We start from the raw sequence: 19174 nt of genomic DNA on the forward strand, positions 1-19174 counted from the left end.
TTATATTTACTTTAATAGTGTATTTTATATCAATAACATAATATCAATTAATTATTAATAATTTTAGTAAATAGAAAACACTAAAGATTACAAGTTAATATATTTTATATATTTTTAAATGAGCTGATTTTAAGTTCTTTTATTTTTAATAAAAGGTTAGAATTTATCTATTTATAAATATATTTTCTTATTATTTAGTTTATTAAAACTAATCAATAAAATTTAACGAATATTTTATTATTAAAATTCTTTATTTATTTCAATCGTTAGTTAACTATATATACTATAATAGTATAACTTTTAATATTAACTATCATAAAGTTAAGTTAAGATTAAACTTATCAACAACAATAATAATGTATTAACATTAATCACGATTGATATATTTATTATTTTAAAAACATTTATTATATATTATATATAATAAATGTTTTTAAAATAATAAATATATACCTAAGTAATATATATATATTTTATATGTAAATATATATTTTATTTTACATCAATTACTTTCAAAAAAGTTAAATATTTTTTGTTCTAATTTATTTTAGAATAATATTTGCTTTTTGTATATATCAACTATATTTAGTTACTAAGATAATTTATCCTATAAAAGATAAAATTAATTTTTACGATAAATATCATTTATTTTAATAAAATTAAGTTAACTCAACAAAGTTGATGTTAGAATATTACAACTATTATTATATGTATATACATATAATAACTATTTATTATTTAATATATATTGAAGTCGAATACTAAATAATATAAACAATTACTTTTATTTATATTAACACCACAGTTAAATCTCTACTGTTTAAGTGTATTAAATCAAAATATATTAATTTAATAAATATTTACTATTTTAAACGAAAAATTAGTTAATATGTATTCTAATTTATAATAATGCAAATATTGTTTTAAAATTTCGTGTATTTTGAAATTTAAAATCCCTAAATAATATATAAAATAGTTATTAATTCCTTTAAAGTTATAAATACACTAATACTATCTAATGGTTTAGTTTAATCATCTTTTCAGGTGTGTTATGAAATTTTCATTCTCTAATAAATGTCTTAAATTACTAAGTAACAATATTAAAATCTTATTAGTTATGACTATATATTCATTACAAGCAACAGAATTACTCAATAGTTCTTATGATATTAGTCGTGAATTATTTATATCTTTAAATTCTCCTTTTCAACAACAATGGAATATAAGCCATCCGAATGATAAATTAATTATTAAGCAATCACATGCAGGTTCTTCAAAACAAGCATTGGCTCTTTTACAAGGTTTACGTGCTGATGTAGTCACTTATAATCAATTTAGTGATGTACAAATATTACATGATAAAGGAAATTTAATTCCAAATTATTGGCAAACTCGTTTACCAAATAATAGTTCACCATTTTATTCTACTATGGCATTTTTAGTACGTAAGGGTAATCCAAAAAAAATTTATGATTGGTCAGACCTAGTGAATAATAATATAAAGATAATTTTATCCAATCCAAAAACATCCGGTAACGGAAGATATGCTTATCTTGCTGCTTGGGGAGCTACTGATATGTTAAATGCTAACAATAAAATTAAAACTAAAACCTTTATGACAAAATTACTCAAAAATATTGAAGTGTTTGATACAGGAGGACGGGGAGCCACAACTACCTTTATCGAACGTGGTTTAGGTGATGTATTAATTAGTTTTGAATCAGAAGTAAATAATATTTATAACCAATACGATAAAGAAAAATATGAAATTATTGTTCCTAAAACAAATATTAAAGCAGAATTTCCAGTAGCTTGGATAGATAAAAATATTAAACATAATGGTACAAGCAAAGTTGCTAAAGCTTATCTAAATTATTTATATACTCCTGAAGCGCAAAAGATCATGATACATTTTCATTATCGTGTAAATAATTCATATTTAATGAGCATAAAAAAAGCTTATTTTCCGCAAATCATACTGTTCAATATCAACGATACTTTTGGAAGTTGGAATAATGTAATGAAAACTCATTTTTCTGTTGGCGGTGAGTTAGAAACACTACTAGCAAAAGGACGTAATTAATGGTGATTATATCATTAAAAAATCGAGTTTTACCAGGTTTTACTTTAAGTCTTGGAACTAGTTTGTTATTTATTTGTTTAATATTATTATTACCTATTAGTACATTATTATTACAATTATCACACATCACTTTTACACAATATTGGCAAATAATAACTAATCCTCAGCTTATTGCTGCATATAAAGTTACAATTTTATCAGCAAGTGTTGCATCCATTTTTAATGGAATATTTGGTATGCTAATAGTTTGGATTATCACGCGTTATCGTTTTTTCGGAAGAATTTTAATCGATAGCTTAATAGATTTACCATTTGCATTACCAACAGCAGTAGCTGGATTAACTTTATCAGCATTATTCTCCGTAAACGGTTGGTATGGACGATGGTTAGCACATTTTGGTATCAAAATATCTTATACTTGGTTAGGGATTACAATAGCTATGATCTTCACCAGCATACCATTTGTAATCCGCACTGTACAACCAGTGTTAGAAGATTTAGCACCTGAATATGAAGAAGTAGCAGGAACTTTAGGAGCAACATCTTGGCAATGTTTTTATCGAGTTATATTACCTGAAATTACACCATCACTATTTACGGGGATTGCCTTATCATTTACACGTAGTCTTGGAGAATTTGGTGCTGTTATTTTTATAGCAGGTAATATTGCATGGAAAACAGAAGTAACATCATTGATGATTTTCGTAAAATTACAAGAATTTGATTATCCAGCAGCTAGTGCTATTGCTTCAGTAATTTTAATGGTTTCATTGATATTACTTTTTATTATTAATATGTTACAAAGTAGCTTTGGTAAACGTATAGGAGGCTCTTAATGAATAAGATATCCAAACTAAAGCAACTTTTGACTAAACATAACCAAATAAAATGGATTCAGTTTTCATTAATAATTATTGGTAATCTATTTTCCATCTTATTATTACTAATTCCAATGATTTCAATTTTTTTTGAAGCATTCCATCATGGGTTAATTATTATTATTAATAATTTAAAAAATACTGAAATGCTTCATGCTATTTGGTTAACAATTTTAGTATCTTTAATTACTGTTCCCATTAACTCACTATTTGGTATGCTATTAGCTTGGTTGGTAACACGCTTTCAATTTTTTGGTCGTCAATTTTTATTAACTTTATTTGATATTCCTTTTGCTGTATCTCCTGTTGTAGCAGGTTTAATGTATCTATTATTGTGGGGAATTAACGGTCCTATTGGTAGTTGGCTTGATATGTATAATATCAAAATTATGTTTTCATGGCCTGGTATAATATTAGCGACTATTTTTGTTACTTGTCCTTTTATAGTTCGCGAACTAGTACCAATAATGATTAGTCAAGGAAATTATGAAGATGAAGCAGCAATTTTGTTAGGTGCTTCTGGATGGCAAATGTTTTGGAAAGTTACATTCCCAAATATTAGATGGGCGTTATTCTACGGTATTGTATTAACTAACGCTCGTGCAATTGGTGAATTTGGTGCCGCTTCAGTGGTATCTGGATCAATTCGTGGTGAAACTTACACCTTACCACTTCAAGTTGAATTACTACATCAGGATTATAATACTGTAGGATCATTTACAGCAGCTTCATTATTAGCAATGATGGCAATTGCAACCTTATTTATAAAAAATTTAATACAGTGGCGTTTAAAGCAACAACAGAGATGCTGATAGGAGAGAAAACAGATATGAGTATTGAGATCAAACAAATTAATAAAGTATTTGGATGTATTTCAGTGTTAAAAAACATATCCTTAAATATTCCTTCTAGTCAAATGATGGCTTTATTAGGTCCATCAGGTTCTGGTAAAACTACATTATTACGTATTATTGCTGGATTAGAGTATCAAGATAGTGGTCAAATTTATTTTCATGGAAAAAATGTCAGCTATCTACATGCACGTGATCGTCAAGTAGGTTTTGTATTTCAGAATTATGCACTTTTTCGACATATGACGGTATTTGACAATATTGGTTTTGGATTAAAAATTCTTCCTCGTCATAAGCGACCTCATATGAAGGAAATCAAACAACGTGTAATACGTCTATTGGAGATGGTTCAATTAATACATTTAGCACAACGTTTTCCATCACAGCTTTCTGGAGGTCAAAAACAACGTGTGGCATTAGCACGCGCATTAGCGGTAGAACCACAAATTTTATTACTTGATGAACCATTTGGTGCATTAGATGCACAGGTACGTAAAGAATTAAGACGTTGGTTACGTCAACTTCACGAAGAATTAAAATTTACTAGTGTATTTGTTACTCATGATCAAGAAGAAGCAATGGAAATAGCTAATATCATTGTAGTAATGAATCAAGGAACTATCGAACAGGTTGGTATTCCAAATGATGTATGGCATATTCCAGCAAACCGTTTTGTTCTAGAATTTCTTGGAGAAGTAAATCGCTTTGAAGGAACTATATATGGTTCAGAATGTTGTATTGAGACATATTGCTGGCCATTAAATTATACGCCAGTTTATCAAGGTAATGTGGAATTACTTTTACGTCCTTGGGAAATTGATATTTCTAAAGAAAGTAAACCTGAAACACCTTTACCTGTACAAGTATTGGATACAAGACCACGTGGTTATTTTTGGCAATTAACTGTGCAACCTAATGGTTGGCATAATAAATCTTTTTCATTATTATATAATGAAAAAGATATTTCACCTATTCAAGGTGAATTGTTATTTATTGGCTTACGTCAAGCACGACTTTATCACGGTAATTGTTCTATTTATCCTATTGTTTTTACTACAAATACTTAAAAGTATATTTAAATCAAGATGTAATATTCATAATAATTCAATTATTACATGATTAATTAAACAATTACACTTTATCTTTTATTCTAGTTTTATAAAATTAGATTATAAATGTTAAACAATAATTTTTTATAAATTTTATATTAATATATGAAAGAATTTTTAAAAAATAAAAATTGTTTCATATTTAAAATATGTTGTTTAACATTATCTTAAATTAAGATATCTTAATTTAGATTATTCACACTAAGTTAAATTGAAATCCTTTTCAATTTAATGATTTTAATTTCTAAAAACGGCACACGAACTATTAATACTATTGGTGCCGTCCTATTATCTATTAATTGATTATTTATTTTTTAACGCGAATAATTACAGTTTCTCCTAATGTCGCATAACCGACAAACTTGGTCATACTCTTAATTTCATCCATATTTGAAACTACCACTGGAGTTAATGTAGATTTTGCTTTTTTTTCAAGTAAAGGTAAATCAAATTCAATTATTACATCACCTTTTTTTACTTTTTGACCTTCTTTAAGAATTCGCTTAAAACCTTCTCCTTTTAGCTCAACTGTATCAATACCGAAATGAACAAATAATTGAATACCATCATCAGATTCGATTGAAAAAGCATGATTAGTTTCAAAAATTTTATCAATAGTTCCATCAATTGGTGCAGCCAATTTGTTTCCAATTGGTTTAATTGCAATACCATCACCGACTATTTTTTCAGCAAATACTACATCAGGTACTTCTTCAATGTTTACAATTTTTCCTGAAACAGGAGCAACAATATCAATTGTTCCTAACATATTTTCTGATTTATCGCCAAAAATTTTAGAAAACAGACCCATGTTCTTCTCCTAGCAGTCATTAAAAACCCATGACTTATAAATTAGCTAAACCTTTTTTGTATTAAATCTATTTACTAACTTCATTAAATCTTCCGCTGTAGGTTGAGCTAGAGCCTGTTCTGCTAATACCTTCGCATCTTCATAATTAGCATGACGAATAATATTTTTTATAATTGGAATTGAAACAGCATTCATGCTAAATTCATCTAGACCCATACCCAACAATAATAGTGTAGCACGTTCATCTCCTGCAAGCTCACCGCACATGCTAGTCCATTTACCTTCTGCATGTGATGCCTCAATTACTTTCTTAATTAGAATAAGAACAGATGGTGTCATAGCGTTATAAAGATGTGCAATCAAATCATTATTACGATCCACCGCTAAAGTATATTGAGTAAGATCATTCGTACCAATACTGAAGAAATCGACTTCTTTTGCTAAATGATGTGCAATTAATGCTGATGCTGGTGTTTCAATCATAATTCCTATTTCAATTGTATTATCAAAAAGTTTATTTTCTTGATATAATTGTTTTTTTAATATTTCTATATCATTTTTAAGATTACGTACTTCTTCAACTGAAATAATCATTGGAAACATAATGCGTAATTTACCAAATGAAGAAGCACGTAAAATAGCACGTAACTGAGTATATAAGATATCTTTTCTCTTCATAGAAATACGAATGCCTCGCCAACCAAGAAATGGATTTGTTTCTTGTGGGAGATCCATGTATGATAAATTTTTATCACCACCAATATCCAAAGTGCGAATAATTAATGATTGTGAACCTATTGATTCTGCAATAGCTTGATAGGATGTAAATTGTTTTTCTTCGTTTGGCATAGTAGTACAGTTCATAAATAAAAATTCAGTACGATACAATCCTATACCTTCAGCACCATTACGTTTTGCATTCATTATATTTTGCATCTTACTAATGTTAGCGCATAATTTAACTCGATGACCATCTAACGTAATTGAGGGTAAATCTTTCAAATTTCCTAATTTATATTTTTTATAAATATGTTTTTTTTGAAGAGATTTTAATTGTTTTTGAATTATATGATTAGGATTAATATAAATTTTATTATTTAACGCATCTAAAATTAAAAAATCATTTTTTTTTACAATTGAAGTTATATTCCCTGTTGCTACGATAGCTGGTATTTCCAAAGAACGTGCTATAATAGAAGTGTGTGAAGCATAACTACCTAAATCTGTAATAAAACCTAATACTTTTTGTCGATTAAGTTGAGAAATTTCTGCTGCTGTCAGATCTTTCGCTATTAGAATGGACTCTTTAGTAATTAAAGTTAGATCAATAATCTGCAAACCTAAGATATTCTGTAATAAACGTTTACCAATATCACGAACATCAATAGCTCGTTCTTTTAAATATGAATCACTTAGTTTTTCTAATGTTTTAACTTGTTCATTAATTATAGAATATACAGCAGTATCTGCTGTCATATGTTCGATTTTTATTAAATCGATTACTTCTTTTTCTAATTCTTTATCTTCAAGTAAAATAATATAACCATCAAAGATATTAGCCTTTTCTTCGCCTAACTTTTTCTCAACTTTGTATTTAATAATTTGTAGCTGTTGAACTGTATGATCTCTTCCTTTAAAAAAACGACAAATCTCTAATTTAACTTGACTATTAGTAATTTTTTGATTATTAATAACAATTTTTTCTTCTTTTAATAAAAATGCTTTACCACAAGCAATTCCTGGTGAGGCTAAAATGCCTGAAAGCATAAATTTACCTCTTAATAAAATTAACTTTTACTTCAATAGGAGTAATGATTTAATTGAAATTCAGAAAAATTATTTTAATTTAGCCATTAATCTTACTAAATGTTTTATTGCTTCTTGTTCATCTTCACCTTCAGCACATAAAGTAATAATTGTACCTTCAGTTAATATTAAAGTTTGTAGTTTAAACAAACTTTTTGCATTGGCAGAATTTCCATTAGAAATTACTTTAATTTCAGAATTAAAAATTCTAGCTTCTTTTACAAATTGAGCTGCAGGTCGCGTATGAAGGCCATTAGGTGTGGTAATCGTAATTTTTTGCTGAAACATTTTTAGCTCATTGAAACTGTAACTTTAAATCTAAGTTATTATCTAAACTGTTAGAAACTATTACTGTTTATATTGCTACGCATAAAACATAGTAAATTACTTATATCATTTTTTGTAATAAATTAAAATTAATTTAATATAAAATCTATTATATACTTAATTAATGAAGTCATGATGTTATTTTTTAGCATTAATTAATTAATGTTTTTTAATTTATTTAAATTTTCATATTTTAAAATGATAAATAAAATAATTAATGCATAAAAAATAACATTAGTTATAATTAAATTAATTTAAAATTAAAAATTTATTAATTCTTATTAATACGGATATAATTGTTAATTATAGACATATAATTAACAATTATATTATCTTTAGTCAGATAAATCTTTAAATAAATCTGTACTTAAATAACGTTCTCCGGAGGAAGGTAATATTACTACCATATCTTTATTTATGAATTTTCTTTCCTTTTGTAAGGTTAGTGCAGCTGCAACTGCAGCACCTGAAGATATGCCTGCTAAAATACCTTCCTCTTTCATTAGCAAACGAGCAATATCAATAGCTTTATTATTAGTAATAGTGACAACATGATCTACCAGATTTAAATCTAAATTCTTTGGTATAAAACCAGCTCCAATACCTTGAATCTTATGTGAACCAGGTTTGATTTTTTCTCCTGCTAAAGTTTGAGATATAACTGCTGAATCTGTAGGTTCTACTGCTACAGTAATTAAATCTTTTTTATTTTTAATATTTTTAATATAGTGACTAACTCCAGTTAAAGTTCCTCCAGTACCTACACCAGCTATAAATACATCAAATTTACCATCTGTATCTTTCCAAATTTCTGGACCAGTTGTTTTTTGATGAATTTCTGGATTAGCTGGATTACTAAATTGTTGTAATAATACATATCTATTTGAATCTGTAGTTATAATTTCTTCGGCTTTCTTGATAGCTCCTGTCATACCTGTTGCACCTTCCGTTAATATTAAATTTGCTCCCAGCGCTTTTAATAACTTACGTCGCTCAAGTGACATTGTTTCTGGCATTGTTAATGTTAATTTATAACCACGAGCTGCTGCTACATAAGCTAAAGCAATACCAGTATTACCACTAGTAGGTTCAATTAATTCAAGTTCCGTTCTTAAAATTCCACGTTTTTCTGCATCCCAGATCATGTTAGCACCGATACGGCATTTAACGCTAAAACTTGGATTACGTGATTCAATTTTTACTAAAATACGTCCCTTTCCTATGCGGTTAAGACGAACTAAAGGTGTATGCCCAATTGTTAAAGAATTATCGGAATAAATATTACTCATGACTTATCCTTAGATAGATAAATATAAATAAATATTAATGTGTAATTATTTTTAAAATTTATATATATATATTTATACAGGTGAATATATATAAATAAAATCGAAGTTTATGTTTTATTGATTATTAAAATAATTAATTATATTTATAGTATATTGAATAATCATAAATATAAATATATTATATATATATATAACTAATATTAAATTAATCTAATTAATATAGAAATCTACATAATATTTTATACAAATAAAAGTTTATGTTATCTAAATTCAATATACATTTAATTAGAAATTAAATATATATTGAATTTAGATAACAATTTATTCTATAAATATTATCTAATATAATTATTAAATTTTAGTAATATATCCTATATAAAATAATATATATGATGAATATATTTTAACAAAATTAGATAGTTAATAGTAACTTAAGCTTATCATATCTAAAGTTACTATTAACTATAAATAAAGCTAAATAATAGGTTATATATAACTTATTAAAAGAAATATATCATTTAAAATCAATTAATATTGCTTAAATATTCAATTAATAATTGCATGAATATATATTAAGATAATTATAGAAATAAAATTTATTTATAAATTATTTAATCAATATAAGCAGTAACGTTTTAAAACAAATAGATATATTTATAATATATTTATTTTAATCTATATAATAACCAATTAATTCAGTTCATCTAGTTTAATTTAAGTATTTCAACCAAACTTATTAAGTGTTTATACTTTAAATTCTCTAAATAAATATATATTTTATAATATTATTATTCAGTCTATAATCTTAATAAGATTGATTATTAATAACCTGATATTAATAAAATTATATAATTATATAGTTTTATATAAATCAATTTAAGTACTATACTTAAATAAGTTTTAATACAAAAACTTTCCTTTTAAGGAAAAATTTTAATATCAATTGGTTATGTTTGAATTTTTCAATAATTAATAAAAATATAATTAGATAAATGCAATATGATAAAATCAATTCAAAAAAAAATTAACAAACTAAAAACTAAATTACGTTATCATGAACATCTGTATTATACAAATAATACATCAGAACTTCCTGATGTAGAATACGATGAATTAATGTTTCAATTACAAAAATTAGAAAATGCATATCCAGAAATGATCTCTTCCGATTCTCCAACACAAAGAGTGGGAAATAAGCCAATCGCTATTTTTGATCAAATTTATCATCAAATACCTATGTTGTCACTTGACAATACTTTTGATGAACTTGGATTTTTAGCTTTTAATAAACGAGTGCAAGATGATTTGGATCATATAGATCCAATCATATATTGCTGTGAACTTAAATTAGATGGAGTTGCTGTTAGTCTTGTATATGAAAATAAAACACTAATATATGGATCAACTCGTGGTGATGGACTTAAAGGTGAAAATATTACAGCTAATATATGCACTATTTGTGATATTCCGCTAAATTTACAAGGCAATAATATCCCTCAGAGAATTGAAGTACGTGGTGAAGTATTTATGAGCAAAAAAAGTTTTGAGAAATTAAATTCCGAAGCTCGACGTACAAAAAGTAAATTATTTTCTAATCCACGTAATGCAGCAGCTGGCTCGTTAAGGCATATTGATCCTCTTGTTACATCTAAACGTTCACTTAATTTTTTTTGCTATGGAATAGGTCTAATAGAAGGAGGAGAAATGCCAATTAGTCATTGGCAATGTCTTCAACAAATAAAAAGCTGGGGATTACCAGTTAACGAGCATATCTTACTAACAGATAATATTAATGAAATATTTGCATTTTATTGGCATATACAATATAAACGTTCTAAACTTAAATTTGATATTGATGGTATAGTAATTAAAGTTAATTCACAAGAATTCCAAAAAAAATTAGGTTTTTCATCGCGAGCTCCACGTTGGGCAATAGCATTTAAATTCCCTGCACAGGAACAAACAACATTTGTTATAGATGTTAATTTTCAAATTGGTCGTACAGGTATAATTACTCCAATTGCTTATCTACAACCAGTAAAAATTGCAGGGGTTATAGTTAGTAAAACTACATTATACAACTTTAATGAAATTATACGTCTTGGACTACATATCGGAGATAAAGTAGTTATCCGTCGGATTGGAGATGTAATTCCTAAAATAGTCCATATAATATTATCCGAAAGATCTAAAAATACAAGGAAGATTACATTACCTAATTATTGTCCAGCCTGTGGTTCAGAACTTAAAAATATAGAAGGACAATCAATAATTCGTTGTTCTGGTAACATAACAACATGTAAAGCACAGCTTAAAGAAGCTCTCAAGCATTTTATATCTCGTCGTGCTATGAATATTAAAGGGATAGGAGATAAAATTATTGATCAGTTGGTTGATAAAGAATATGTTAAAACGGCAGCAGATTTATTCCGTTTAACAATAAATCAACTTAAAACATTAGAAAATATAGGTTATAAAACATCCCAAAAAATAATTAATACATTAGATCATTCTAAAATTACTACTTTACCGCATTTTTTATATGCACTAGGTATTCGAGAAGTAGGAGAATCAACAGCTACTAATTTAGCTAAATATTTTGGTAAATTGGAAAAACTAATGAATGCTAGCATTAGTGAATTAATGATGATACCAAACATTGGAAAAGTTGCAGCAGAGCATATTCATCATTTTATGAATCAACAAATTAATCGTCTTCTCATTCAAGATCTAACTAAAAATATAGGTATAGATTTCTTAGAAACAGATATTATTAATAATAATCAGTTAAATAATCCATTTTTTGGTAAAAAAATAGTATTAAGTGGAATATTATCGCAAATGAATCGTAATGATGTCAAAACACATTTAATAACATTAGGAGCTAAAATAAACAGCACGTTATCTAAAAAAACTGACTTATTAATTATTGGTAATAAATCTAACAATAAACTAATAAAAGCACAAGAATTAGGTATTTCAATAATAAATGAACAAGAAATGATATTGATATTTAAAAAATATATAACAAAATAAAATATATGAATAACCTAATTAAAATAATATTTTCAAAAATATTTATATAAATTCAAAATAAATTCAATTATTATATCGATTAATAAATTAAATTTATTAATTATCATATTTCTCATATACAGTTGAACAATAAACGAATCAACTATTAGTTGAAACTGATGGAAGATTATTAGAGACAATAACGTTGCTAGTACTAAGTTAATAGAAAATAGGATATTCATCATAAGTACAAGTTGATTATTTTTTTAAATCAAAAACATTAGCACTAATTCGTAATCATGATGAAATCTAAACAATGTTAAAATTCTATGGTTATTAAGTAATTTATGAAAATAAACAAAAATTCATACTAAAATCAATGATAAACTATGAATGTTTAAATATTATCAAATTACATTTAGTAGTGCATCACTAAATATATTATAAATTACTAACATAATTGGAATTTCATCTATTTTATTGATAATTTTTTATATTTTATCATCTAGTTATTAGTACATATACCCGATAAATAATCGATCATAAATGCAACAAATAATTATATTAGCATTTTATGCTATGTTCTAAATTATTATTTAATATATCTTGATATTGATTTATAATTAGATTTATTAGCATAAGTAAAATAAAATACCAAGTAAATTAAATGTAGAAGAACTACAATTTCAGCAATTACTTTGCTTCCTGCCATCAAAGTAAAAGCCATAGATGATTTCACAATTGTTAGTAAAAGAGATAAAACCTATATAAATTTTCACTATTAGTAATAGGATTCCAATTGATTAAAAGGACATCCAGTATGACAAATACTATGTATTTACTGCACATATTCCAAAGTTATGATTATAGATCATGAGTAATTCAGATAATTTTTCTATAAGAAAAACTCTACACATAAAAAATAAAATAGCAATAACTATTAAATTTAATAAATATGAATAAATAATAAAGTTGTTACTATCTAGCAAACAACTAGCTAATGTTATTGTAATTATTAATTATATGATAACAGAATCAAATTCTAAAATTTTATTGAAATAAACTATTTTAATATTTTTAGTTTATTAATTTATTAGTTACTGATTGTTAACAGATTAACTGTTAATCGAAATTAAATAATAACTTATAGTGTAATTAACATGGATACTAAGAATTAGATATACTGAAAATATATAGGCGCTAGTTTGTTGTAATTGGACTGTATATTAAATTAATTTAACCACAAGAATATAGATTTTATTTATATAAATTTTAAATTTATACATCATAAAATAAATGATGTAGGTAATGGCGGATTCGAACCGCCGACCCTCTCCTTGTAAGGGAGATGCTCTACCAGCTGAGCTAATCACCTATATATTTGATGACATAGCATACATAGAACAATTCTATGATTAAATTATACTTTATAAGTTAAGATGCCTACCGTTTTATAATTATAAAAGATTATACTTCCTTATTAAAAGGAGTCAATAGTTTTAAGCTTATATATTTCTAGTAGAAATTATATTGATATATCAAATAATATAGTTACTTTATTGATATCTAGTAATTTAGATACATAGTATCTTGAATATATTAAAAAAATTTCTTATTATTTAATATAATTGTATGTCTATATTTAAGGGAATAATGCATGGAAATTAAAACAAGATTTGCTCCTAGTCCAACTGGTTATCTACACATAGGAAGTGCACGTACTGCACTTTATTCCTGGCTTTATTCTCGCCATAATAAAGGAAAATTTATTTTACGTATTGAAGATACTGATTCAGAACGATCTACTTTAAATAGTATTTCATCAATTATAGATAGTATGAAGTGGTTAGGACTAAACTGGGATGAAGGACCATATTATCAAAGTCAACGTACTAATCGTTATTGTGAAGTTATTAATGATATGTTAAAAGCTGGAACTGCTTATAAATGCTATTGCTCTAAAGAACGTTTAGATATCTTACGTAATATACAGATTAATAAACGAGAAAAACCACGTTATGATGGATTTTGTCGTAATAAGATATATTCCAATAATATAGATAAACCTTATGTAGTACGATTTAATAATCCTCAAAATGGAACAGTAGCTTTTTATGATCAAATTCGTGGATTGATTGAATTTAGTAATCAAGAATTGGACGATTTAATAATTTGTCGTACTGACGGTTCACCGACTTATAATTTTTGCGTAGTAATAGATGATTGGGATATGGGTATTACTCATGTTATTCGTGGTGAAGAACATATTAATAATACACCACGACAAATCAATATATTAAAAGCTATTGGTGCTAAAATTCCTACTTATGCCCATCTTTCAGTAATTTTAGATAGTGATGGGAAAAAACTTTCAAAACGCTGTAATGCAATAGATGTAATGCAGTATCGCGATGATGGTTATTTATCTGAAGCGTTTCTTAATTATTTAGTACGTTTAGGTTGGTCACATGGTAATCAGGAAATATTCAGTCTATCTGAAATGATTGCACTTTTTAATTTTAATACAGTTAGTAAATCTGCTAGTAAACTAAATATTAAAAAATTAAAATGGCTTAATCAATATTACATTAATAATTTACCACTAAATTATATTGAACAAGAGTTACAAAGGCATACCAGAAAACAAAAAATAAATATTAATAATGGACCAAATTTATCCAAATTAATTACTTTAGTACGAAAACGTTCTCAAACTCTATTAGAAATTGCTATATCTTATAAATATTTTTATGAAGAATTTGATATCTTTAATATAGAAGTTGCAAAAAAATATTTGCGTCCAAATATTAGATCTCCATTAGAATTAATACGTAATAAATTAGCTGTTATTGAGGATAATCAATGGATTATAGAAAACATACGTAACGTTATACAAGATACTGTTGATAATTTAAATTTCAGCATGAATATATTAGGTATAGCACTTCGTGTTGCTCTTACCGGTCAATGTAAATCACTATCATTGGATATCATTATAGAAACTATTGGGCGTAAGCGTAGTATTGCACGTATTAATCAAGCTCTAAAATTTATAGATAAACTTTAAGTTGAATTTAAATTCTTAAAAAAATTATTTTTATATATTTTTATAGATTGTTATTTTATTTAATAAAATTAAATGTTATTTAAAATCAAACATTAAAAGAATAAGTTTAATTTATATATTTTATGTAAACCATATTTAATTATATAGTATTTAATACTTAATAAGTATATTAAATAAAATTATTTAAAGTTTATTAAATTTACGCTTCATAAATTTAATAACAATCTAAAATTAATTGACATATAACAGGATATTATGTAAAATAAAGATTGATTATTTTATAATCGGAGAGGGGCTATAGCTCAACTGGCAGAGCACTTGTATGGCATACAAGAGGTCAGCGGTTCAATTCCGCTTAGCTCCATGTTATTTTTCTTATCTTCTAGAATAACCTCATTAATATATATAAGAAATTAGCAAATACTAATTTATATTTAGTACTAGTAAATCATTAATGGGTAAAATTATTGTTTAGTTAATATAAATTTAAACTTAAGAATAATTAAATTAGAGATACTAAAAATGAACATAATTTTTTTAGAACATTATACAATAAAAATATAGTGCATATGTAAAATTGTATACAAATTTAAATAATTTCTTTTTATAACTTTATATATAGCAAATACTATATATTATAGTAGGGTCTATTTAGTAACAAAAAAATAAATATTTCAAAATGTAAAAAATTTAATGAGCATTAATGAATATTTAAAATAAGGTCAAAAATATGTTAGAAGGTTGCAACGTTGCACGTGCTGCTCGCGGAGCAAGAAAAATTAAACTTACTTTATTAGGACCAGCTTTCATTGCCGCCATTGGTTATATTGATCCAGGTAATTTTGCCACTAATATTCAAGCAGGTGCCGCTTACGGTTATAATTTATTATGGGTAGTTGTATGGTCTAATTGCATGGCTATGTTGATTCAGTTAATGTCTGCTAAGTTAGGTATTGCTACAGGAAAAAATCTTGCAGAACATATTCGTGATAGCTTTCCACGTCCTGTAGTATGGTTTTACTGGGTACAAGCAGAAATCATTGCCATGGCTACAGATCTTGCTGAATTTATCGGAGCAGCACTTGGTTTTAAAATATTACTAGGTATATCGCTTTTACAAGGAACAATATTAACTGCAATAGCTACTTTTCAAATTCTAATGTTACAAAATCATGGACAAAAACCATTAGAAATTGTTATTGGTAGTTTATTATTATTTGTTACTGCTGCTTATATTGTTGAACTATTTTTTTCTCAACCAAAAGCGAGTGAATTAATTATAGGAATGATATTGCCATCATTGCCTAACTTCGGTGCTGTATTTCTTGCTGCAGGTGTATTAGGTGCAACGATTATGCCACATGTAATTTATTTACATTCAGCACTAACACAAAATGGTAATAGTGATAATAAAGAACAAATTTATTCATCTACTAAATTAGATGTAGTAATTGCAATGACTATTGCAGGTTTTGTAAACCTTGCCATAATGTCAATGGCTGCAGCTGTTTTTCATTTGAATGGACATACTAAGATTATTGATTTAAATGACGCTTACTTAACATTACAGCCATTATTAAGTCATGCTGCAGCGTTAGTTTTTGGTTTAAGCTTAGTAATTGCAGGTTTATCATCTACTGTTGTGGGTACTCTTGCTGGTCAAGTAGTAATGCAAGGATTTATTAGATTACAAATTCCTATTTGGTTACGACGTATTATTACTATGTTACCTTCCTTTTTCGTTATTTGGATTGGTTTAGACCCTACAAATATCTTACTAATAAGTCAAGAAATCTTGAGTTTTGGTATTGCACTAGCATTAGTTCCTTTGTTATTATTTACTGGTAATCCTGATATTATGGGCGATAAATTTGTAAATTCACGAATAATTCAAAATACCGGTCATGTAATTGTAATATTAGTAGTAGTTCTTAATCTGTATTTATTAGCAGGAGAATTGTTTAGTTGGTAATTTTACCGTATATTCATCTTATAAATATATAAATTATCATTTAATTAATTATAACTTTTAAAACTAGATAATTAGTACTTTTAACTAATATTAAAATATAAGAATTTTGGTTTAAAGAACATTTAAAAGCTCTAATAATAAAGATTATATCTTATAGCATGTAAATTAATTTCATAACTCCAAATTATTTTATAAAGTAATATAATTAATACATTTAACTATTTATTATTAATCATAAATAATATTAGAATTAATAATTTTATTAGCTATAATAGCTAAGCTAATTTTTTGAAGTTAATTATTAATAAATAAAATTTAATTTATATATAAAAGTCAATTACATAACTGATATATATAAATATATTACTAGAATAAAACTATGAAGATATATATCATCAAAATGATAGGTATCAATCTGATTAAAGCTAATATCACATGCTTATCTTGAGTTTAAGACTAGTTGCTTATTTATTAATTAGTATCTTAATAATAGTTTTTGCTATTGTTCTACCATTAGTAATAAATTTAAGTGGAGCAGCAAGAGAATGACAAGATACGCTTTAGTAGGTGATGTAGGTGGAACTAATACCAGATTGGCATTATGTGAAATAAATAGCGGCATTATATCTCAAGTAAAAACATTTCTGACAGCGGAATACGCTAATCTAGAATTAGTCATTAAAGAATATTTAAATAAACAGCAGCTGAATATTATAAATAGTTGTATAGCTATTGCTTGTCCTATTAAACACGATTGGATAGAAATGACGAATCGTAAATGGGCATTTTCTATACAGCAAATGAAAGAAAACTTAGGATTATCACATCTTGAAATTATCAATGATTTTACTGCAATTTCTATGGCTATTCCAATGCTTACTAAAAACGATATAATTCAATTTGGTGGAAAATTACCGATAAAAAATAAACCAATTGCAATCTATGGTGCAGGAACTGGATTAGGAGTTAGCTATTTAGTACAAATAGACAAAAGATGGGTTAGTTTTGCAGGTGAAGGAGGTCATGTAGATTTTGCGCCTAATAGTCAAGAAGAATCTGATATTCTAAATATACTACGTAACGAAATGGGACATGTTTCGGCTGAACGTGTGCTTTCTGGTGCTGGTTTAGTTAATTTATATCGTGCTATTGTAAAATCAAATCATCGAGAACCTATTTTTCTTAGACCAAAAGATGTTACTGAACGAGCTCTTGAATCTAGTTGTATAGATTGTAGACGAGCTTTAACTCTTTTTTGTATTATCATGGGTCGTTTTGGTGGAAATTTAGCATTAAATCTTGGTACTTTTGGAGGGGTATACATTGCAGGAGGCATCGTACCACGTTTTCTAGAATTTTTTAAAGCATCAGGTTTTAGGGCTGCTTTTGAAGATAAAGGTCGATTTCGTAATTATCTAATCGATATTCCTGTATATATGATTATGCATGATAGGCCTGGTTTACTGGGAGCTGGAGTTTATATACGGCAGATGATGGGTTATATGTTGTAAAAACATTTAGTATCATCGTATCTTACTATCCAAGTGCATTATATTTGATTTGCTTTTAATATTACGATTTAAATATAAATTTTATTTATTAAAAGTAGAATTTTTCTAAACGGAAATACAGAGAACTATATTCATATAATAAATTTATATCCATAATTTTTATAAAAATGTTTATTTTATATATTCGTCTTCAATTAGTGCGTAATTTAGATAAATTTAAATCGAATTAATGTCCCCTACAGGAATCGAACCTGTAATTAACCCTTAGGAGGAGTTCGTTATGTCCATTTAACTAAAGGGACAGTTTATATATCATCGAATGTAATAATATTTATTTATTAAAATTTAATTTTATCTATAATAATTATATAAGTGCTATATCATATAAATTTTTATTACAACATATTTACAAAACTAACTTTTATCTTTATTAATTATTTTTATTTTTCTAAAAA

12 protein-coding genes and 3 tRNA genes are annotated in these 19174 nt (G+C 26.2%); 9 read left to right on the forward strand and 6 right to left on the reverse strand.

Annotated features, from left to right (window positions below):
- Positions 1 to 1051 precede the first annotated feature (1051 nt).
- Genes cysP through cysA form a run of 4 tightly spaced genes read left to right on the forward strand, consistent with a single transcriptional unit; the run spans position 1052 to position 4879 of the window.
- A complete protein-coding gene (cysP, locus tag FD727_RS00005) occupies positions 1052 to 2083 on the forward strand; it encodes a thiosulfate ABC transporter substrate-binding protein CysP (RefSeq protein WP_159938131.1) in 1032 nt (343 codons plus the stop codon).
- Positions 2083 to 2919, forward strand: a complete 837-nt coding sequence (cysT, locus tag FD727_RS00010; protein WP_159938132.1) for a sulfate/thiosulfate ABC transporter permease CysT — start codon at positions 2083 to 2085, stop codon at positions 2917 to 2919. The genes cysP and cysT overlap by 1 nt, the downstream gene beginning before the upstream one ends.
- The gene (gene cysW, locus FD727_RS00015) at positions 2919 to 3773 is read left to right on the forward strand and encodes a sulfate/thiosulfate ABC transporter permease CysW (protein WP_159938133.1); all 855 of its coding nucleotides are present in this window, start codon (positions 2919 to 2921) and stop codon (positions 3771 to 3773) included. Before cysT ends, cysW begins: the two co-directional genes overlap by 1 nt.
- A gap of 17 nt (positions 3774 to 3790) precedes the next feature.
- Positions 3791 to 4879: a sulfate/thiosulfate ABC transporter ATP-binding protein CysA gene (gene cysA, locus FD727_RS00020; protein WP_159938134.1), complete on the forward strand. Its 1089-nt coding sequence runs from the start codon at positions 3791 to 3793 to the stop codon at positions 4877 to 4879.
- Between the two features lie 349 nt (positions 4880 to 5228).
- Here the strand turns inward: cysA and crr are convergent, their stop codons facing one another.
- The 4 genes from crr to cysK all read right to left on the reverse strand — a co-directional run bounded on the left by crr (position 5229) and on the right by cysK (position 9154).
- Positions 5229 to 5732, reverse strand: a complete 504-nt coding sequence (crr, locus tag FD727_RS00025; RefSeq protein ID WP_159938135.1) for a PTS glucose transporter subunit IIA — start codon at positions 5730 to 5732, stop codon at positions 5229 to 5231.
- A gap of 45 nt (positions 5733 to 5777) precedes the next feature.
- Positions 5778 to 7499: a phosphoenolpyruvate-protein phosphotransferase PtsI gene (ptsI, locus tag FD727_RS00030; RefSeq protein ID WP_159938136.1), complete on the reverse strand. Its 1722-nt coding sequence runs from the start codon at positions 7497 to 7499 to the stop codon at positions 5778 to 5780.
- Between the two features lie 69 nt (positions 7500 to 7568).
- Positions 7569 to 7826 carry an HPr family phosphocarrier protein gene (locus tag FD727_RS00035; protein ID WP_159938137.1) on the reverse strand — a complete coding sequence of 86 codons (258 nt, stop codon included), beginning with the start codon at positions 7824 to 7826 and terminating at the stop codon, positions 7569 to 7571.
- Between the two features lie 374 nt (positions 7827 to 8200).
- Complete coding sequence (gene cysK / locus FD727_RS00040) at positions 8201 to 9154, reverse strand: cysteine synthase A (protein ID WP_159938138.1); 954 nt, start codon at positions 9152 to 9154, stop codon at positions 8201 to 8203.
- Positions 9155 to 10156: 1002 nt separating this feature from the next.
- Between cysK and ligA the strand changes: the two genes are divergently transcribed.
- Positions 10157 to 12190: an NAD-dependent DNA ligase LigA gene (gene ligA / locus FD727_RS00045; protein ID WP_159938273.1), complete on the forward strand. Its 2034-nt coding sequence runs from the start codon at positions 10157 to 10159 to the stop codon at positions 12188 to 12190.
- A 1281-nt stretch (positions 12191 to 13471) separates the two neighbouring features.
- Here ligA and FD727_RS00050 read toward each other — a convergent pair.
- Positions 13472 to 13544, reverse strand: a tRNA-Val gene (locus tag FD727_RS00050).
- A gap of 282 nt (positions 13545 to 13826) precedes the next feature.
- On the opposite strand from FD727_RS00050, the gene gltX reads away from it, so the two are divergent.
- From gltX to glk, 4 genes are all read left to right on the forward strand, one after another.
- Positions 13827 to 15236: a glutamate--tRNA ligase gene (gene gltX, locus FD727_RS00055; RefSeq protein ID WP_159938139.1), complete on the forward strand. Its 1410-nt coding sequence runs from the start codon at positions 13827 to 13829 to the stop codon at positions 15234 to 15236.
- Between the two features lie 291 nt (positions 15237 to 15527).
- Positions 15528 to 15600: transfer RNA gene (locus FD727_RS00060), tRNA-Ala, on the forward strand.
- 366 nt (positions 15601 to 15966) lie between these two features.
- Positions 15967 to 17208: an Nramp family divalent metal transporter gene (locus FD727_RS00065; protein WP_159938140.1), complete on the forward strand. Its 1242-nt coding sequence runs from the start codon at positions 15967 to 15969 to the stop codon at positions 17206 to 17208.
- Positions 17209 to 17753: 545 nt separating this feature from the next.
- Entirely contained in the window at positions 17754 to 18719 is a 966-nt protein-coding gene (gene glk, locus FD727_RS00070; protein WP_159938141.1) for a glucokinase, read from the forward strand.
- A 230-nt stretch (positions 18720 to 18949) separates the two neighbouring features.
- Here the strand turns inward: glk and FD727_RS00075 are convergent.
- Positions 18950 to 19021, reverse strand: a tRNA-Arg gene (locus FD727_RS00075).
- Between the last annotated feature and the right edge of the window lie 153 nt (positions 19022 to 19174).

The organism is Pantoea sp. Mhis (assembly GCF_009830015.1).

Bases quoted from the DNA above. Each gene is read 5' to 3' on its own strand.
- cysP (WP_159938131.1), top strand. From the start codon at position 1,052: ATGAAATTTTCATTCTCTAATAAATGTCTTAAATTACTAAGTAACAAT.
- cysT (WP_159938132.1), top strand. From the start codon at position 2,083: ATGGTGATTATATCATTAAAAAATCGAGTTTTACCAGGTTTTACTTTA.
- cysW (WP_159938133.1), top strand. From the start codon at position 2,919: ATGAATAAGATATCCAAACTAAAGCAACTTTTGACTAAACATAACCAA.
- cysA (WP_159938134.1), top strand. From the start codon at position 3,791: ATGAGTATTGAGATCAAACAAATTAATAAAGTATTTGGATGTATTTCA.
- crr (WP_159938135.1), bottom strand. From the start codon at position 5,732: ATGGGTCTGTTTTCTAAAATTTTTGGCGATAAATCAGAAAATATGTTA.
- ptsI (WP_159938136.1), bottom strand. From the start codon at position 7,499: ATGCTTTCAGGCATTTTAGCCTCACCAGGAATTGCTTGTGGTAAAGCA.
- FD727_RS00035 (WP_159938137.1), bottom strand. From the start codon at position 7,826: ATGTTTCAGCAAAAAATTACGATTACCACACCTAATGGCCTTCATACG.
- cysK (WP_159938138.1), bottom strand. From the start codon at position 9,154: ATGAGTAATATTTATTCCGATAATTCTTTAACAATTGGGCATACACCT.
- gltX (WP_159938139.1), top strand. From the start codon at position 13,827: ATGGAAATTAAAACAAGATTTGCTCCTAGTCCAACTGGTTATCTACAC.
- FD727_RS00065 (WP_159938140.1), top strand. From the start codon at position 15,967: ATGTTAGAAGGTTGCAACGTTGCACGTGCTGCTCGCGGAGCAAGAAAA.
- glk (WP_159938141.1), top strand. From the start codon at position 17,754: ATGACAAGATACGCTTTAGTAGGTGATGTAGGTGGAACTAATACCAGA.